21 protein-coding genes are annotated in these 17,189 nt (G+C 66.8%); 9 read left to right on the forward strand and 12 right to left on the reverse strand.

Features of this window, described 5'->3' with window-relative positions; translation table 11 throughout:
* Position 1: 1 nt before the first annotated feature.
* The gene (gene topA / locus ACZ5TO_RS05925) at positions 2–2,650 is read right to left on the reverse strand and encodes a type I DNA topoisomerase (protein WP_464799895.1); all 2,649 of its coding nucleotides are present in this window, start codon (positions 2,648–2,650) and stop codon (positions 2–4) included.
* Positions 2,651–2,908: 258 nt separating this feature from the next.
* Here topA and ACZ5TO_RS05930 point away from each other — a divergent pair, with 258 nt between their 5' ends.
* Entirely contained in the window at positions 2,909–3,160 is a 252-nt protein-coding gene (locus ACZ5TO_RS05930; RefSeq protein WP_184145429.1) for a hypothetical protein, read from the forward strand.
* Here the strand turns inward: ACZ5TO_RS05930 and dprA are convergent.
* From dprA to ACZ5TO_RS05950, 4 genes are all read right to left on the reverse strand, one after another.
* Positions 3,092–4,246 (reverse strand): DNA-processing protein DprA, encoded by a 1,155-nt coding sequence (dprA, locus tag ACZ5TO_RS05935; RefSeq protein ID WP_464799896.1) that lies wholly within the window; start codon positions 4,244–4,246, stop codon positions 3,092–3,094. The genes ACZ5TO_RS05930 and dprA overlap by 69 nt on opposite strands.
* A 2-nt stretch (positions 4,247–4,248) precedes the next feature.
* A complete protein-coding gene (plsY, locus tag ACZ5TO_RS05940; RefSeq protein WP_464799897.1) occupies positions 4,249–4,863 on the reverse strand; it encodes a glycerol-3-phosphate 1-O-acyltransferase PlsY in 615 nt (204 codons plus the stop codon).
* Between the two features lie 172 nt (positions 4,864–5,035).
* On the reverse strand, positions 5,036–6,328 hold the full coding sequence (locus ACZ5TO_RS05945) for a dihydroorotase (protein ID WP_464799898.1): 1,293 nt from the start codon (positions 6,326–6,328) through the stop codon (positions 5,036–5,038).
* Positions 6,325–7,266 (reverse strand): aspartate carbamoyltransferase catalytic subunit, encoded by a 942-nt coding sequence (locus tag ACZ5TO_RS05950; RefSeq protein WP_464799899.1) that lies wholly within the window; start codon positions 7,264–7,266, stop codon positions 6,325–6,327. Before ACZ5TO_RS05950 ends, ACZ5TO_RS05945 begins: the two co-directional genes overlap by 4 nt.
* 171 nt (positions 7,267–7,437) lie before the next feature.
* On the opposite strand from ACZ5TO_RS05950, the gene ACZ5TO_RS05955 reads away from it, so the two are divergent.
* Positions 7,438–9,084: an acyl-CoA dehydrogenase family protein gene (locus ACZ5TO_RS05955; protein ID WP_184145434.1), complete on the forward strand. Its 1,647-nt coding sequence runs from the start codon at positions 7,438–7,440 to the stop codon at positions 9,082–9,084.
* Here ACZ5TO_RS05955 and ACZ5TO_RS05960 read toward each other — a convergent pair.
* A complete protein-coding gene (locus ACZ5TO_RS05960) occupies positions 9,066–10,001 on the reverse strand; it encodes an AEC family transporter (RefSeq protein WP_464799900.1) in 936 nt (311 codons plus the stop codon). The genes ACZ5TO_RS05955 and ACZ5TO_RS05960 overlap by 19 nt on opposite strands.
* Before the next feature lie 209 nt (positions 10,002–10,210).
* On the opposite strand from ACZ5TO_RS05960, the gene ACZ5TO_RS05965 reads away from it, so the two are divergent.
* A complete protein-coding gene (locus ACZ5TO_RS05965; RefSeq protein ID WP_281396990.1) occupies positions 10,211–10,342 on the forward strand; it encodes a hypothetical protein in 132 nt (43 codons plus the stop codon).
* Positions 10,339–10,665, forward strand: coding sequence for a DUF6105 family protein (locus ACZ5TO_RS05970; protein ID WP_464799901.1), 327 nt, complete (start codon positions 10,339–10,341; stop codon positions 10,663–10,665). The genes ACZ5TO_RS05965 and ACZ5TO_RS05970 overlap by 4 nt, the downstream gene beginning before the upstream one ends.
* On the opposite strand, the gene ruvX is transcribed toward ACZ5TO_RS05970, so the two are convergent.
* Both ruvX and ACZ5TO_RS05980 read right to left on the reverse strand, forming a co-directional pair.
* Complete coding sequence (gene ruvX / locus ACZ5TO_RS05975) at positions 10,611–11,096, reverse strand: Holliday junction resolvase RuvX (protein WP_464799902.1); 486 nt, start codon at positions 11,094–11,096, stop codon at positions 10,611–10,613. The genes ACZ5TO_RS05970 and ruvX overlap by 55 nt on opposite strands.
* Positions 11,097–11,106: 10 nt before the next feature.
* Entirely contained in the window at positions 11,107–11,403 is a 297-nt protein-coding gene (locus ACZ5TO_RS05980) for an alkylphosphonate utilization protein (RefSeq protein WP_184145438.1), read from the reverse strand.
* A gap of 111 nt (positions 11,404–11,514) precedes the next feature.
* Here ACZ5TO_RS05980 and ACZ5TO_RS05985 point away from each other — a divergent pair, with 111 nt between their 5' ends.
* From ACZ5TO_RS05985 to ACZ5TO_RS06005, 5 genes are all read left to right on the forward strand, one after another.
* Positions 11,515–12,219 carry a metal-dependent hydrolase gene (locus tag ACZ5TO_RS05985; RefSeq protein WP_464799903.1) on the forward strand — a complete coding sequence of 235 codons (705 nt, stop codon included), beginning with the start codon at positions 11,515–11,517 and terminating at the stop codon, positions 12,217–12,219.
* A gap of 226 nt (positions 12,220–12,445) precedes the next feature.
* The gene (gatC, locus tag ACZ5TO_RS05990) at positions 12,446–12,733 is read left to right on the forward strand and encodes an Asp-tRNA(Asn)/Glu-tRNA(Gln) amidotransferase subunit GatC (RefSeq protein ID WP_184145440.1); all 288 of its coding nucleotides are present in this window, start codon (positions 12,446–12,448) and stop codon (positions 12,731–12,733) included.
* A gap of 45 nt (positions 12,734–12,778) precedes the next feature.
* Entirely contained in the window at positions 12,779–14,260 is a 1,482-nt protein-coding gene (gatA, locus tag ACZ5TO_RS05995; protein WP_464799904.1) for an Asp-tRNA(Asn)/Glu-tRNA(Gln) amidotransferase subunit GatA, read from the forward strand.
* 102 nt (positions 14,261–14,362) lie between these two features.
* On the forward strand, positions 14,363–14,605 hold the full coding sequence (locus ACZ5TO_RS06000; RefSeq protein ID WP_464799905.1) for a GNAT family N-acetyltransferase: 243 nt from the start codon (positions 14,363–14,365) through the stop codon (positions 14,603–14,605).
* Between the two features lie 51 nt (positions 14,606–14,656).
* Positions 14,657–14,875, forward strand: coding sequence for a hypothetical protein (locus ACZ5TO_RS06005; RefSeq protein ID WP_464799906.1), 219 nt, complete (start codon positions 14,657–14,659; stop codon positions 14,873–14,875).
* A 37-nt stretch (positions 14,876–14,912) separates the two neighbouring features.
* On the opposite strand, the gene ACZ5TO_RS06010 is transcribed toward ACZ5TO_RS06005, so the two are convergent.
* The 4 genes from ACZ5TO_RS06010 to ACZ5TO_RS06025 form a co-directional block, all read right to left on the reverse strand.
* Positions 14,913–15,170: a YjhX family toxin gene (locus ACZ5TO_RS06010; RefSeq protein WP_464799907.1), complete on the reverse strand. Its 258-nt coding sequence runs from the start codon at positions 15,168–15,170 to the stop codon at positions 14,913–14,915.
* A gap of 191 nt (positions 15,171–15,361) precedes the next feature.
* Entirely contained in the window at positions 15,362–16,264 is a 903-nt protein-coding gene (locus ACZ5TO_RS06015) for an NAD(P)/FAD-dependent oxidoreductase (RefSeq protein ID WP_464799908.1), read from the reverse strand.
* An 83-nt stretch (positions 16,265–16,347) separates the two neighbouring features.
* On the reverse strand, positions 16,348–16,791 hold the full coding sequence (locus ACZ5TO_RS06020) for an Rrf2 family transcriptional regulator (protein WP_464799909.1): 444 nt from the start codon (positions 16,789–16,791) through the stop codon (positions 16,348–16,350).
* A 57-nt stretch (positions 16,792–16,848) separates the two neighbouring features.
* Complete coding sequence (locus tag ACZ5TO_RS06025; RefSeq protein WP_464799910.1) at positions 16,849–17,154, reverse strand: DUF1294 domain-containing protein; 306 nt, start codon at positions 17,152–17,154, stop codon at positions 16,849–16,851.
* Between the last annotated feature and the right edge of the window lie 35 nt (positions 17,155–17,189).

The following is a 17,189-nucleotide window of genomic DNA, read 5'->3' on the forward strand; positions in this document are numbered from 1 at the left end:
GTCAGGCCTTCTTTGCCTTGGATGCCGTCTTGGGCTTGGCGGCCGCCTTCGCCTTCGGCTTGGCGGCCTTGGCTTCGCCGGCTTTCGTCGTCTTCGCCGCCGCCTTGGCCTTGCCCTTGGCGGGCATCTTGCCGGCCTTGTCGGCGATCAGCACGAGCGCTTCTTCCAGCGTCACGCTGTCGGCCGCCTTGCCCTTCGGCAGGGTGGCATTGACCTTGCCCCAGTTGACGTAGGGGCCGTATTTGCCGTCGCGCACCGTGATGGGGCCGCCGTCCGGATGGTCGCCGAGCGTCTTCAGCGCCGCCGGCGTGCCGCGCGAACGCCCGCCCGGGCCCTTCGACTGCTTTTCGGCGATCACGGTCACGGCGCGGTTGAGGCCGATGGAGAAGACGTCCTCGACGGCCTCCAGGTTCGCATAGCTGCCGTCGTGCAGCAGGAACGGCCCGTAGCGGCCGATGCCGGCAGAGATCATCTTGCCGGTCTCCGGATGCTGGCCGATGTCGCGCGGCAGCGAGAGGAGGGCGAGCGCCTTCTCATGGTCGATGCTCGCCGGCGTCCAGCCCTTCGGCAGGCTGGCGCGCTTGGCCTCCTTGCCGTCGCCGCGCTGGACGTAGGGCCCGAAGCGGCCGGAGCGCAGGGTGATCTCCTCGCCGGTATGCGGGTCCTTGCCGAGGCTCTGCGGCTCGTTGGAGGCGGCCGCCTCCGCGTCCGAGCCGGCGTCGGCGGAAAGCTGGCGGGTATAGTTGCATTCCGGATAGTTCGAGCAGCCGACGAAGGCGCCGAATTTCCCGAGCTTCAGCGAGAGCTTGCCCGTGCCGCAGACCTGGCAGATGCGCGGATCGCTGCCGTCCTCGCGCTTGGGGAAGACGAGCGGTGCCAGCTCCTCGTTGAGCGCATCGAGCACGTTGGTGACGCGCAGCTCCTTCGTATCCTCGATCTGGGCGAAGAAGTCCTTCCAGAAATCGCGGAGAACCTGCTTCCAGTCGAGCTCGCCGGCCGAAATCTTGTCGAGCTTCTCTTCAAGGTCCGCCGTGAAGTCGTATTCGACATAGCGGGTGAAGAAGCTTTCGAGGAAGGCCGTCACCAGCCGGCCCTTGGCCTCGGGGATGAGCTTGCGCTTGTCGATGGTGATGTATTCGCGGTCGCGCAGCGTCGCCAGCGTCGCGGCGTAGGTCGAGGGGCGGCCGATGCCGAGCTCTTCCATCTTCTTGATCAGCGAGGCTTCGGAATAGCGCGGCGGCGGCTCGGTGAAGTGCTGGGTGGCGTTCACCTTCTGCTTGTCGAGCTTCTCCTGCGCGTTGATCTCCGGCAGGCGGCCGTCCTCGTCGCCCTCGTCCGGCTGCTCGCCGTCCTCCTTCTGGTCCGTATAGGCGGCGATGAAGCCGTCGAAGCGGATGACGGAGCCGGTGGCGCGAAGGCCCGCCTTGCGACCGCCGTTGTCCGCCTCGATCTCGACGGTCGTGCGCTCGATCTCGGCCGAGGCCATCTGGCTGGCGATGCCGCGCTTCCAGACGAGGTCGTAGAGGCGGAGCTGGTCGGGGTCGAGGTAGCGGCGCACCTGGTCGGGCGTGCGGTCGAAGGAGGTCGGGCGGATCGCCTCGTGGGCTTCCTGCGCGTTCTTCGCCTTGGTGGAGTAGAAGCGCGGCTTTTCCGGCACGTAGCGCGCGCCGAACTGCTCGCCGACGGCCCGGCGGGCCGCGTCGATCGCCTCGGGCGCCATCTGCACGCCGTCGGTACGCATATAGGTGATCAGGCCGACCGTCTCGCCGCCGATGTCGATGCCTTCATAGAGCCGCTGCGCCACCTGCATGGTGCGCGAGGCGGAGAAGCCGAGCTTGGAGGAGGCGGCCTGCTGCAGGGTCGAAGTGGTGAAGGGTGGGGCGGGATTGCGCTTCGTCGGCTTGGCCTCGACGCTCTCGACGCGATAGGCCGCGCCGTCGAGCAGCGCCTTGAGGCGGTTCGCCTCCTCGCCGTTGCCGATGGACTTCGCCTGCAGGCGCTTGCCTTCGGCCGAGACGAGGCGTGCCTCGAACTCGTCGCCGCGCGGCGTCTTCAGGAGCGCGGAAAGGTTCCAGTATTCTTCCGAGACGAAACGCTCGATCTCGGCCTCGCGGTCGCAGACGAGGCGCAGCGCCACCGATTGCACGCGGCCGGCCGAGCGGGCGCCCGGCAGCTTGCGCCAGAGAACGGGCGACAGGTTGAAGCCGACGAGATAATCGAGCGCGCGGCGGGCGAGATAGGCGTCCACCAGGGGCGTATCGATATCGCGCGGGTTCTTCATCGCGTCGAGCACGGCCGACTTGGTGATGGCGTTGAAGACGACGCGCTGGACCGGCTTGTCGCCGATGACGCGCTTCTTCTTCAGGACGTCCAGAACGTGCCAGGAAATCGCCTCGCCCTCGCGATCCGGGTCGGTTGCCAGGATCAGGCCGTCGGAGGACTTCACCGCGTCGGCGATGTCCTTCATGCGCTTGGCGGAGGCGCTGTCCACTTCCCAGGACATCTCGAAGTCCTCGTCCGGGCGCACGGAGCCGTCCTTGGCCGGCAGGTCGCGCACATGGCCGAAGGAGGCAAGCACCTTGTAGCCGGGGCCGAGATACTTGTTGATCGTCTTGGCCTTGGCGGGCGATTCCACAACTACAACATTCATCGTCATTTCTCTGATACCGGGTGCCGCGGCTTGAAGGCGCGGCGAAAAGGGCGGTTCTCCGCCGAAGGATAGTGTCTCGACATGAACAGACAAAGCGTTCGGGTCAAGAGGTAGGGCTGAAATTAGTGGGATGCAACGTGATGCAACCATTGCGAGATTAATCATTGGTTGCAATTATAAATAATCGTTGTATCGTTTCCTGGGTGTAGGAATTGCAACCTATCGGTGATTCTGAATCCTTGGCACAACGAGGAAGCCATGAACTCGAAAACCAAGCCCGCCCCGCCGCCGCATTCGACGGAAGAGAACATCGCCTATCTTCGCCAGATGCTGGGTGAATTGCGCACCGTCGCCAACAACGAGGGGGCAGACATGCTGCGCTACCTGATCGAGATGGCCTATGTGGAGGCGGGCGATATCCTCACGGGCCTGCGCCCGCTGTCAGTCCGCGGCCATCGCGACCCGGCCGTCGACGTGGCGTTCAAGGCGACCGGCAAGTTCAAGCTCTAGAAGGACGAGGTAGACGGTCGCGGCCGTTATGCCGGTATGGCGGATGATCTCGTCGATCTCGGCGGGCACCTGGCTCAGCGCCTCGGCAATCCGCTCCCGCTCGGTTTCGCTCGGCGGCAGGCGCAGGGCGGGGGGCGTCTCCTCCGCCGGTTCGTCCGCGCCCGTCCCGCGGGCGGAGAAGAGATCCGGCTCGCAGAGCGGCCGCAGGCCCTCCAGCACATCGTCCGCCGTCGTCACGATCGTCGCGCCGTCCTTGAGGAGGCCGTTCGTGCCTTCGCAGCGCGGGTCGAGCGGCGAGCCTGGCACGGCGAAGACGAGCCGGCCGAAATCCGCCGCATTGCGCGCGGTGATCAGCGAGCCGGAGCGCACCGCCGCCTCCACCACGACGAGGCCGAGCGACATGCCGGCGATCAGCCGGTTGCGGCGGGGGAAGTCCCGCGCGCGCGGCTCCCAGCCGAAGGGCATCTCGCTGACGGCAAGCCCCTGTCCTTCGGTGAGCTCGTTCAGGAGGCCGATGTTTTCCGGCGGATAGGGCTTGTCGAGCCCGCCGGCCATGGCAGCGACGGTGCCGGTGTCGAGGCTGGCGCGGTGGGCGGCCGTGTCGATGCCGCGGGCAAGGCCGGAGACGATGCAATAGCCCGCCCGGCCGATCTCGCGGGCGAGCTGCCCGGTGAACTTCATGCCGGCGATGGAGGCGTTGCGCGCGCCGACGATGCCGACCGCCGGTGCGGCCGCAGCCTTGCGGTTGCCCTTCACGGCGAGAAGCGGCGGCGCGCCGTCGATCTGGCGCAGGAGCGGCGGATAGTCCGGTTCGCCGATGCCGACGAAGGCGGCGCCGTGCCGCTCGGCGATCTCCAGCTCGCGCTCCGCATCGGCCCGGCCGGCGACGCGGATGCTGCGCGACGCGCCGCCGCGGCGCGAAAGCTCCGGCAGCATCTCCAGCGCCGTCTCGGCGCTGCCGAAATGGTTGATGAGTTCGCGGAAGGTGACCGGCCCGACATTGTCGCTGCGGATGAGGCGCAGCCAGGCGATCCTCTGTCTTTCCGTCAGCGCAATTCCCCTTGTCCCTGCGCTGCGGTCGTCCATGGCTATCCCTTGCTGCCGATCCTGCTTTCGGTGCCGCCGAGGAGGCGGCCGATATTGGCGCGGTGCTTCCACCAGGTGATCACGGTGAGGACGGCAAAGAGCAGCGCGACCTTCTCGTGACCGATGAACCACAATACAACCGGAGATACGATTGTTGCAACCAGGGCGGAGAGGGACGAATAACGCGTGAGATAGGCAAGCCCGATCCACACGACGGCGAAGACGAGGACCATGACGGGCGCAAGGCCGAGCAGCACGCCGACATAGGTGGCGACGCCCTTGCCGCCCTTGAAGCCGAGCCAGACGGGAAAGAGATGGCCGAGGAAGGCGGCAAAGCCGGCGGCGATGCCGGCATCGAGCCCCCAGCGCGAAGCAATGGCCGCCGCCGCCGTGCCCTTCAGCGCGTCGAGCAGGAGCGTTGCGGCGGCGAGCTTCTTGTTGCCGGTGCGCAGCACGTTCGTCGCGCCGATATTGCCCGAGCCGATCTTGCGCACGTCGCCGAGCCCGGCCATCCGCGTGAGGAGGAGGCCGAAGGGAATGGAGCCGAGGAGATAGCCGAAGGCGAGGGTGGCAAGGCTCGGCAGCGCGCCGAGCTGCCAGGTGAAGATGTCGGACATGGTCGTTCCCCCGTTCATATAGTGGCATTCGCGGCCGTGGATCCTCGGGTCGAGCCCGAGGATGGCGACGGAAACGCGGTGGAAGGCGGGAAGGGAAGGCGAAGCACACCCTATCCCTCCGTCATCCTCGGGTTCGACCCGAGGATCCACACGCTTTCCGCCGGCTGTCCCCTCAGTCCAGCGAATGCACCCGTTCGCCGGCAACATAGGTGCTGACGGCGCGTCCCGTAAAGCGGGCATCTTCGAAGGGCGTGTTCTTCGAACGCGAGACGAAGCGATCCTTGGTGGCGAGCCACGGCTCGTCGGGGTCGATGAGCACGATGTCGGCTTTCGCGCCCGGCGCCAGCGTGCCGGCGTCGAGGCCGAAAATCTTCGCCGGGCGCGTCGAGAGCGCATCGAGGAGCCGCATCAGCGGGACTTCGCCGCTGTGATGCAGCCGGAGCGCGGCGGCCAGCATGGTCTCGAGGCCGATGGCTCCGTCCGCGGCATCGGCGAAGGGCAGGCGCTTGGTGTCGACGTCCTGCGGATCGTGCGAGGAAACGACGATGTCGATCTCGCCCCGTGCCAGCGCGTCGACCATCGCCTTGCGGTCGTCCTCGCCGCGCAGCGGCGGGGAGAGCTTGAAGAAGGTGCGGTATTCGCCGATGTCGTTCTCGTTCAGCGTCAGGTGGTTGATCGAGACCGCGCAGGTGACGTTCGCGCCGCGCTCGCGGGCGGTCTTCACGGCCTCGGCCGATTCGGGCACGGAAATCTGCGCGGCGTGGTATTTGGCGCGGGTGAGGGCGGCGATGCGCAGGTCCCGTTCGAGCGGGATGAGCTCGGCTTCGCGCGGCGTGCCGGAAAGGCCGAGCCAGCTTGCAAGCAGCCCCTCGTTCATCACGCCGCCATTGCCCAGATGCTTGTCGCGGGTTTCGAGCGCGATCACGCTGCCGAATTCGCGCGCATAGGTCATGGCGCGGCGCAGCACCTGCGCATTGTGCATCGGGTTGCGGCCGTTGGTGAAGGCGACGGCGCCGGCATCGCGCAGGAGGCCGAATTCCGTCATCTCCTCGCCCGCAAGGTGCTTGGTGAGCGCCGCTGCCGGATGGATGTTGACGACGGCCTTGTCGCGCGCCGTCTTCAGCACGAATTCGACCAGCGCCACGTCGTCGATCACCGGATCGGTATCGGGCATCATGACGAAGGTGGTGACGCCGCCGGCCGCCGCCGCCCGCGAGGCGGATTCGATGGTCTCGCGGTGTTCCGCGCCGGGCTCGCCGACGAAGACGCGCGCATCGACGAGGCCGGGGGCGGCGATGAGGCCGCGCCCGTCGACGATTTTCGCGCCCTCCGGCGCGCCCTGGTTCTGCGCGCCGCTGCCGATGGCGGCGATCCGGCCGTTCTCGATGACGATGGAGCCGTTCTCGTCCACGTTGCGGGAGGGATCGAGGATGCGGAGGTTCTTGAGGACTTTCGTGCGGGTCATGCGCGGGGGCCCTGGTTCTGCGAGACGAGAAGCGTTTCCATCACGGCCATGCGCACGGCGACGCCCATCTCGACCTGCTGCTCGATGACGCTCTGCGGGCCGTCGGCGATCTCCGAGGCGATCTCGACGCCGCGGTTCATCGGGCCGGGATGCATGACGAGCGCATCGTCCTTGGCCGCCCTCAGCTTTTCCGCGTCGAGGCCGTAGTAGTGGAAATATTCGCGCACCGAGGGCACGAAGGCGCCGGACATCCGCTCGCGCTGGAGGCGCAGCATCATCACGACGTCGGCGTCCTTCAGGCCTTCCTCCATGGAATGGTAGACTTCCGCGCCCATCTGCCCGATGCCGGCCGGCAGCAGCGTCGCGGGCGCGACGACCCGCACCCGCGCGCCCATGGCGTTGAGCAAGAGGATGTTCGAGCGGGCGACGCGCGAATGCAGCACGTCGCCGCAGATGGCGACGATGATGCGCGAGAGCTTGCCCTTGGCGCGGCGGATGGTCAGCGCGTCGAGAAGGGCCTGTGTCGGATGCTCGTGCTGGCCGTCGCCGGCATTGACCACCGCGCAGGAGACCTTTTGCGCCAGGAGCGCGGCGGCCCCGGCGGAGGAATGGCGCACCACCAGCACGTCCGGGTGCATGGCGTTCAGCGTCATCGCCGTGTCGATCAGCGTTTCGCCCTTCTTCACCGAGGAATTGCCGACCGACATGTTCATCACGTCGGCGCCGAGGCGCTTGCCGGCCAGTTCGAAGGAGGATTGCGTGCGGGTGGAGGCCTCGAAGAACAGGTTGATCTGCGTCAGGCCGCGTAGGGTGGAGGTTTTCTTTTCCCGCTGGCGGGAGATCTTGACCGCCTCGTCGGCGCGGTCGAGCAGGACGGTGATGTCCTGCTCGGTCAGACCCTTGATGCCGAGAAGGTGGCGATGCGGAAAGAAGTCCATGGGGCTCCGCCTCAACTGTCGTGGATACGCGCGGTCTATAGAGCCTCGATCCGGTCGCGGCAAGGCGAAGAGGGCGGGCGCTCGTGCATTCCCACGCTTTTGTGCGCGCAACGGTGCATGGCGCCGCAACGCCCCGTTTCGCCGGCCCGCGACTTGGGATAGAACCCGCTCATGACTCGCGACACCGAACAGAAACTCGCCGATCTCAACCAGCCGCCGCTCTGGTCGGGCATCAATGCCTATCGCTCGGACCCGCTCTTGGTCGACGCCACCGACGCCATGCCGAAGGCCTTGCGCGACGAGTTCGACGCGATCGGCCGCTACGTGACCTCGCCGGAGGCGCAGGAGCTTGCCCGCATGGCCAATGTCGGCGTGCCGCAGCTTCGCACGCACGGGGCCCGCGGCGAGCGGCTCGATGTCGTGGACTTCCATCCCGCCTGGCACGCGCTGATGCGCCGCTCCATGGCGAGCGGCCTGCATTCCTCGCTCTGGGAGAACGTGCCGGACGAGCAGGGCAGGGCGCACAAGGCGCGCGCCGTGCGCTTCTATCTCACCGCCCAGCTCGAATGCGGGCATCTGTGCCCGCTGACGATGACGAGCGCCTCCGTCGCCGCGCTCTCCGCCTCGCCGCAGGTGCAGCGCGAATGGGGCCGCAAGATCCTCTCGCGCAAATACGACAGCGCCAACAAGCCCGCCATGCAGAAGAGCGCCGTCACGCTCGGCATGGGGATGACGGAAAAGCAGGGCGGCACGGATGTGCGCGCCAACACCTCGACCGCCGAGCGCGTCGGCGAGGGCATCTATCGCCTCACCGGCCACAAGTGGTTCATGTCCGCGCCGATGAGCGACGGCTTCGTCATGCTGGCGCAGACGCGCGAGGGCCTCGGCTGCTTCCTCGTGCCGCGCCTGCTGGAGGACGGCTCGACCAACGGCCTTCGCTTCCAGCGCCTCAAGGACAAGGTCGGCAACCGCTCGAACGCCTCCTCGGAAGTCGAGTTCTCCGATACGTTCGGCTTCCTGCTCGGCGCGCCGGACGCCGGTATCCGCACCATCCTCGACATGGTGACGCTGACGCGGCTCGACTGCGCGCTCGCCTCCTCGGGCATCATGCGCGCCTCGCTGGCCGAGGCGGTGCACCACACCCGCGGGCGCAGCGTCTTCGGCAAGCCGCTTGTCGCCCAGCCGATCATGACGCGCGTTCTCGCCGACATGGCGCTCGACGTCGCCGGTGCGACGGCGCTTTCCTTCCGCCTTGCCGAGGCCTTCGACAAGGCCCGCGACAGCGCGGAAGACGCCGCCTATGCCCGCATCATGACGCCGGTGACGAAATACTGGTGCTGCAAGATCGCCCCCGCGCTGATCTACGAGGCGATGGAGTGCATCGGCGGCAGCGGCTATGTCGAGGAACGCCCCATCGCCCGGCATTACCGCGAGGCGCCGGTCAACGCGATCTGGGAAGGCTCGGGCAATGTCATGGCGCTGGACCTGATGCGCGTCATCGCCCGCGGCAGGGACCTGTTCGAAATGCTCTTCGCCGGCCTTGCCCGCGACCTCGGCTCGGCCGGCCGCAAGACGGTGGAGGTGCTGCGCGCCTGCCTCTCGCTCTGCGAGCGCGACGAGGGCGCGGCCCGCATGCTGGTCGAGCAGTTGGCTCTTGCCGCCGCCGCCGCGGAACTCTACCGCGCCGGCGCCGGGCGCGTTGCCGATGCGTTCCTGGAAACGCGCCTCGCCTCCGGCTGGCGCTCGACCTACGGCATGCTCGATTCGCGCTTCGATTCGGCCTATATCGTCGACCTGCTCTATCCGCCGGCCAGATAGGCCGTCGCCGCCAGCACCACCGGAATGGTGAAGAAGGACGCGACGGTCTGGAGCGTTGCGACCGCCGCATAGAGCGGTGCGTCGCCCCCCATCTGCTTTGCCAGCACATAGCCGTTCATCGCCGTCGGCACGCTCGCGCCCATGGCGATGGTGAGGAGCTGTTCGCCGCGAATGCCGAGAACATAGGCCGAAACGGTCATGATGAGCGGCATGAAGAGGAGCTTCAGGATGACGGGCAGCAGCGCGAGCGGGCGCGGCTTCAGCGCGTCGGCGAGCTTGAGGCCCGCACCCACCATCAGGAGGCCGAGGCTGAGGGACGTGTGGCCGACGAGCTCCGCCGCTTCCATCAGCGGATGGTAGATCGGGATTTTCAGGAGGTTGACCGCAACGCCCGCCACCGAGCCGATGATCATCGGGTTGGTGGCGATCTTCTTTGCGAAGATGCCCAGGCTGCGCGTGCCGCCGCCGAACCAGACCAGCATGCCGATATTGTAGAGGTTGATCGGAATGATGATCAGCGTCGCGATCAGCGCGACGAGGGCAAGGCTCTGCGCGCCGTAGAGCTTTTCGGCGATAGCGAGCGCGATGAAGGCGTTCCAGCGCGTCGAGGTCTGGAAGACCGAGGTGAAGGCCGGTCCCGAGACGCCGGCGGCGTTGAAGAGCGGCCAGCAAAGCGTGAGGAGGAGGGCGATGAGGCTCAGCGAGCCGATCGATTCGACCGCAAGGCCGCCGACGGCCATGCCGGAGAATTCCGCCTCGGCGAGCGTGACGAAGAGGAGCGCCGGGAACAGCACGTAGAAGCCGAGCTGCTCGAGCCCGCCCCACATGTCGCGGTCGATCGCCCGCCAGCGCTTGAGAAGCGCCCCCAGCACGACGAGCAGGAAGACGGGGAGAATGCTTTCGAAGATGGCGAGCATGGAACCGGATCGGCTGAAAAAGGGTTGTCGCTCATTCCATGCCCGCAAGCGCATGGCAAGGGGCATCGGGCGATGCGGCCATGTGGAAATTAACCTTAACGACGGGTTTGCGTTGCGCGAAGAGGGTTAACGGGCAAAGGTGATGTTTACTTGGTGTTAACCATGTGAAGCGAGTGCTGAGTATGGCCAGAACGGCCCGCATATCGGTCATGACGACCCTGTTTTCCTTCGCGGCGGTGGATATCGTCGTGCCGCTCCTCGTGCTTGTCGCGGGCGTCGCGGTGAGCGAGATGATCTTCGCCGCCGCCGACCTCCTCGCGTTGAAGGGGAGGGCGGCATGAAGTGGTTCCTGATCTTCTGGGCGGGGCCCATCGCGCTTCTGGGAAGCTGGTACGGGCTTTCCTACTACGACATGAATTTCGGCATCTTCATGCTGACGCGCGATGCGCACGATCTGGTGTTCCAGATTTACGGCCATATCCTCGGCATTCCGCCGGAGGACCTGCCGCCGCTGGTGATGCGCGCCATCGTCTTCGACAGCTTCCTGGTCTTCGCGCTGCTCGCCTTCCGCCGCCGCAGGCAGATCCGGGCCTGGTGGCAGGCCCGCCGTCAGTCCGCGCCAGCAGCCCTTGCCAGCGACGAGAGCCTGTCCAGCACCCCCTGAAGGATGAAGGAGGCGGCGGCCGAGTCGATGCGCTCGGCCCGCTTCTTGCGCGAGACGTCCATCTCGATCAGCGTGCGCTCCGCCGCCACCGTCGACAGCCGCTCGTCCCAGAAGACGAAGGGAATGTCGGTCTTGTCCGCCATGGAGCGCACGAAGGCGCGCGTCGCCTGGACGCGCGGACCCGCGCTGCCGTCCATGTTCATCGGCAGGCCGATGACGAAGGCGGCGACCTTCTCCTTCGCCGCGAAGGCGAGCAGCACTTCGGCGTCCTGCGTGAACTTCACGCGTTTGAGCACCGGGCGCGGCGTTGCCAGCCGCCGGCCGAGATCGGAGACGGAAAGGCCGATCGTCTTGGTGCCGAGGTCGAGGCCGGCGACCGGCTGGCCGGGGGCAAGGGTCTCTGCCAGTTCTTCGAGGGTCAGCGTCGCCATTTGAAGTTCCTCAGCGCTTGCGCACGAATTCCGTCCGCAGCACCAGCCCCTTGATGGCTTCGTGCCGGCAGTCGATCTCTTCGGGATTGTCGGTGAGGCGGATCGACCTGATCACCGTGCCCTGCTTCAGCGTCTGCCCGGCGCCCTTGACCTTGAGGTCCTTGATCAGCACGACCGAATCGCCGTCGGAAAGCACGGTGCCGCTGGCGTCGCGCACGACGTTCTGCGCGGCCTTCTCGGCCGCGATCTCCGAGGCCGGGCGCCATTCGCCGGTCGCTTCGTCATAGATATAGTCGTCGTCGCTCATGGCGGGTTCCCTTCGATACGTTCAAGCCCACGCTTATAACGATCCGGCGGCGGATGGAAACGGCCTTCGCCGGGACTATATTGCGTGGCGAATCCAAACGGGAGAACAGACATGAAAATCACCTGGCTCGGCCACTCCGCCTTCCGCATCGAAACGGCGAAGGCGAAAATCCTGATCGACCCGTTCTTCACCGGCAATCCCGCCTTCGACGAGGCGACCCGCAAGGACGCCGTCGCCGGCCTCACCCATATCCTGCTGACGCACGGCCATGGCGACCATGTCGGCGATACGATCGCGATCGCGAAGGAGACCGGCGCCACGGTGCTGGCGAATGCCGACCTTGCCGCCTGGCTCGGCGCGAAGGGTGTGGAGAAGATCGACATGGGCAATACCGGCGGCACGGTGCATTTCGACGGCTTCTCCACCACCTTCGTCAACGCGCTGCATTCCTCCGCGCAGATCACCGAGGACGGCGTCTCCCATTCGCTCGGCAACGCCAACGGCCTCGTCCTGCATTTCGAGGACGAGCCGACGCTCTATCACATGGGCGACACGGACATCTTTTCCGACATGGCGCTGATCAACGAACTGCACCGGCCGGAAATCGGCCTCGTGCCGATCGGCGACCGCTTCACCATGGGCGGGGCCGTCGCCGCGCTCGCCTGCCAGCGCTTCCTCGACTTCGACACCGTCCTTCCCTGCCACTACGGCTCCTTCGGCATCATCGACCAGACGGCCGACCTCTTCGTGCAGGCCATGGACGGCGCATCCACGAAGATCGAGGTGCCCAAGCCCGGCGGCTCGGTCTCGCGCTGAAGGTGCCGCCCCTCATCCGGCCTGCCGGCCACCTTCTCCCCGCAGGCGGGGCGAAGGGAACCTGTTGCGTCCCTTTCCCCAACCAATATCCGTTAGCAAGGCACGTTCCCTCTCCCCGCTTGCGGGGAGAGGGTTAGGGTGAGGGGCCAGTTTGCCTGCATTCCCCGTTGCGCCCCTTGGGCTTGGTCAGTATAGCGAAGGGGAAATTTCCCATCGGAGACCGTCCATGTCCGTAGATATAGCAACCGTGAAGCGCGTCGCGCGCCTTGCCCGCATCGCTGTCAGCGAGGAAGAGGCAAACCGCATGACGGGCGAGCTGAACGGCATCCTCGGCTTCGTCGAGCAGCTTTCCGAGGTGAATGTCGAAGGCGTCGAGCCGATGACCTCCGTCACGCCCATGGAGATGCGGAAGCGCGAGGACGTCGTCAACGACGGCAACAAGGCCGACGACATCGTCGCCAACGCGCCGGCCTCCGATCGCAACTTCTTCCAGGTTCCGAAGGTCGTCGAGTAACGCCCCTTAGCCGCCAGAGCCTCCGCTTCCGAAAGTAGTTCTTCCATGACCGACCTCACCCGCCTCACCATTGCCGAAGCCCGCGAGAAACTCTCCGCCGGGGAGATCAAGGCCGTCGAGCTGACGGACGCGTATCTTTCCGCGATCGAAGCGGCGAACCCGGCGATCAACGCCTATATCGCCGTCACGCCGGACAAGGCGCGGGAGATGGCGAAAGCCTCCGACGGCCGCATCGCCGCCGGCAAGGCAGGCAGCCTGGAAGGCATTCCGCTCGGCATCAAGGACCTCTTCGCCACCGAGGGCGTGCACACGCAGGCGGCAAGCCACATCCTCGACGGCTTCAAGCCGCGCTACGAATCGACCGTCACGCAGAACCTGTGGAACGACGGCGCCGTCATGCTCGGCAAGCTGAACATGGACGAGTTCGCCATGGGCTCCTCCAACGAGACCTCCTACTACGGCGCGGTCAAGAACCCGTGGCGCGCCAAGGGCTCCAACGCCGACCTCGTGCCGGGCGGTTCCTCGGGCGGCTCGGCCGCCGCCGTCGCTGCGTTCCTGTGCGCGGGTGCGACCGCAACGGATACCGGCGGCTCGATCCGCCAGCCGGCCGCCTTCACCGGCACCGTCGGCATCAAGCCGACCTACGGCCGCTGCTCGCGCTGGGGCGTCGTCGCCTTCGCCTCCTCGCTGGACCAGGCCGGCCCCATCGCCCGCGACGTGCGCGACGCGGCGATCCTCCTCAAATCCATGGCCAGCGTCGACGCCAAGGACACGACCTCCGTCGATCTGCCGGTGCCGGATTACGAAGCCTCGCTCGGCCAGTCGCTGAAGGGCATGCGCATCGGCATTCCGCGCGAATACCGCGTCGACGGCATGCCCGAGGAGATCGAGGCGCTCTGGCAGCAGGGCATCGCCTGGCTGAAGGATGCCGGCGCCGACGTCATCGACATCTCCCTGCCGCACACGAAATACGCCCTTCCGGCCTATTACATCGTCGCCCCGGCCGAAGCCTCCTCGAACCTTGCCCGCTACGACGGCGTGCGCTACGGCCTGCGCGTCGACGGCAAGGACATCGTCGACATGTACGAGAAGACCCGTGCCGCCGGCTTCGGCGCCGAGGTCAAGCGCCGCATCATGATCGGCACCTATGTGCTCTCGGCCGGCTACTACGACGCCTATTACCTGCAGGCGCAGAAAGTGCGTACGCTGATCAAGCGCGACTTCGAGCTCGCCTTCAACGCCGGCGTCGACGCCATCCTGACGCCGGCCACGCCGTCGTCGGCCTTCGGCATCGCCGACGAGGACCTCGCCTCCGATCCGGTGAAGATGTACCTCAACGACATCTTCACGGTGACGGTGAACATGGCGGGCCTGCCGGGCCTTTCCGTCCCCGCCGGCCTCGACCACAAGGGCCTGCCCCTCGGCCTCCAGCTCATCGGCAAGCCCTTCGAGGAAGAAACCCTCTTCAAGACGGCCCATGTCATCGAAAAAGCCGCCGGCCGCTTCTCGCCGACCAGGTGGTGGTAACGGGCGATAGCCCCCTGTCGGCTCTTCATCCGTGGATAGCCGCCAGCCTCTCTCGCCAACCGGCCCCCGGAATGCTTTCATGGGGGCAGGAAGAGGTGCCGCATGATCACCGTTCGCAATGCCCTTGAAGAGGATGTGCCGGGCCTGATCGAGATTGGCGTGCGTGCCTGGGAACAGGCCGTGACGGGCGCCGTCGACCTCCAGATGCGGCGCGAGCATGCGCGCAACGCCTTCCAGCAGTTCCTTGCCAACCATTGGCTGCGCGTCACCCTCGCCGAGGCGGACGGCGTTCCCGCCGGCTGGGCTTCCCGCGAGGCGCTGGACGACGAGATCACCGATCTCTGAGTCGACCCGCCGCGGCAGCGCAAGGGGCTCGGCGCTGCCCTTCTTGCCGCGATGGAAGCGGAGATCGTCGCGGCCGGCTTCGAAGCCGCGCGGCTCCAGACCCATGCGCGCAATTCTGCCGCCGTCGGCTTCTTCCAGAAGCACGGCTATTCGGTGAGCTGGCTTTCCGTCGATTATTCCCCGCGCCTCGACCGCGATGTCGAATCGATCGGCCTCCACCGGCAACTCGTCGCGGACGAGCCGCTCGGCTACGGGCCGGGCGGGTTTTGAGGAGGAGAGGCGGCCTTCGCCGCCCCTCCCGGCTGCCTTAGCGGTTGTTCAACTGCGAGCGCACCAGTTCCAGCCCGCGCTGGGTGATGCGATAGGGCCTGCCGCCGGAGGAGGCGATGCATCGCCGGCGTTTCAGCTTGCGGAAGAGCGCGATGTCGAGCCCGCCGGCGCGCCACCCCTCGCGGGTGACGCAGGTCACGGCCACGATCGTTTTCATCTCGTCTTTTTCGATGTCGATCCTGCCGCCCTGGGCGAGCAGGTGGAGAATGCGCTGTTCGGCGCGGGAAATGTCCATTGTCTTGAGAATCCGTCCGGCGTTCGGATGAACGCGAAAAAACGTTCCGCCGCCCTGAGGGCGGCAGGCTCATCGTTTTTCCGACCCTGCGCGCAAACCGTTGCGGGCAGGGTCCTCAGCAGGTCTCGGACGAGTTGGACATCAAAACTCCATTTGCGGATATCCCGGGATAACCGGGAGAGCCGCGAAGGTCAATGCGACGGCCAGATCAGCGAATGGTGCAGGAACACCGCTGTCTTCACGCCATTGGCCGAGGCGAGCGAGATATTGGCCGCGCCGAGCGCGATGTCGCCGGCGGCATAGAGGCCGGGCAGGGAGGTCTGGCCCGTGTCGTCGGTTGCAAGGATGCTGCCGACCGGCGTTTCCTTCAGCTTCAGGCCGCGCCCGGCGGGGATGGCGCTGCGCACCCGTGCCTCCGGCATCACGAACAGCGCCTTCACCAATGTCGGGATGCCCGGCCCCGTCTCGACGGAGAGCATGCCGTCCGGCCCGTCGGCAATGGCGGTGACGCGGCCGGGCCGGAGCCTGACCTTTCGGGCGGCGAGTACGGCAAGCGCCTCCTCGTCCGGCTCCGGTGCCATGTTGGTGAAGAGCGTGACGTCGCCCCAGTCGGCGACGACGGCGGCAAAGCGGGCCGCTTCGGCGGTGCGGGCCAGCACGCCGACGGGGCCGCCGCCCACCTCGTAGCCGTGGCAGTAGGGGCAATGCAGCACCGTCCTGCCCCAGCGCTCTGCAAGGCCGGGAATGTCGGGCAGCCGGTCCTCGAAGCCGGTGGCGAGCAGCACGCGCCGCCCCTCGATCCGGCTGCCGTCGCCGGTGACGACCGAAAAGGCATCCCTCTCGCCGTCCAGCCGCTCGGCCGGCGCGTTTCGGAAATTGACGGTCCCGTAGGCGGCAAGTTGCCGGCGGGCTTCCGCGAGGATATCGCGTCCCGGCCTGCCGTCCTGCGCGAGGAAGCCGTGCGAACGGGCGGCGAAGCGGTTGCGCGGCTCGCCGGTGTCGAGAACGGTGATGCGGCGGCGGGCGCGGGCAAGCTGCAGGGCGGCGGAAAGGCCTGCAAAGCCCCCGCCGATGATGATGGCATCTTCGGTCATGGTTCATCCTTTCGTGGAGCGTGCGGCATCGTTCGCCCGACAGGTGCCGGCCGTTCGATGCAGGTCTCGGGAATTGGCTGCCGTCAGCCGGTATCGGCCCGGCAGTGTTTCGCCGCCACCCGGAAATCGGCGGCAAGGTCGGCGAGCGTCGTGGCGGCGAAGCGCGCCATCAGGATCGCCTCGGCATCCTTCAGGGCATCGCCGATCACCCGGTTGACGGATTGCTCGACCGCGCAGCCCGGCATTTCCGTCGCCGGGCCGATCTGGAAGACGATGGGCTCGCCGAGTGCGTTGTAGATGTCGAGCAGCGAGATGTCGGCGAGCGGCCGGGCGAAGTGCCAGCCGCCGCCATGGCCGCGGCCGGATTGCACGATGCCGGCATCGCGCAGCCCGGCCATGGTGCGCCGGACGACGACGGCATTGGTGTCGAGGCAGAAGGCGAGGTCTTCCGAGGTCATCGGCGCCTCGCGCTCGGCCATGTGCATGAGTGCATGGAGCACGGCGGAAAGTCGGCTGTTTCTCTTCATGTAACAATAATAGTTACGAATCTTGCCGTCTGTCAACACATGCGGGCAAGAGGCCGCTCAGCCGGCACGCAGCATATCGAGCAGGGTAGGGCCGAAGATCAGCGCCGCCGGCACGAGCGCCGCGTGAAGGACTAGGATCGCCATCAGTTGCGTGCGGAACGGTTCCTTGCGCGTCTTGTGCCGTAGCAGGCGTTGCGCAGCAACGGCGCCGAGACTGCCGCCGAGGAAGGCGAACTGCAGCAGCCGTGCCTCGGAAACGCGCCAGTGGCCGTCCCGCGCTGCTTCCTTGTCCCACCAGTAGAGGCAGAAGGTGACGACGTTGAAGAGGAGGAAGATGATGAAAAGCGTTGCTGTCGTGCCCATGGCGCGCTTTATAGCCGGTCAACCTTGCGGCTTGG

Source organism: Shinella sp. Sh6, assembly GCF_055392685.1.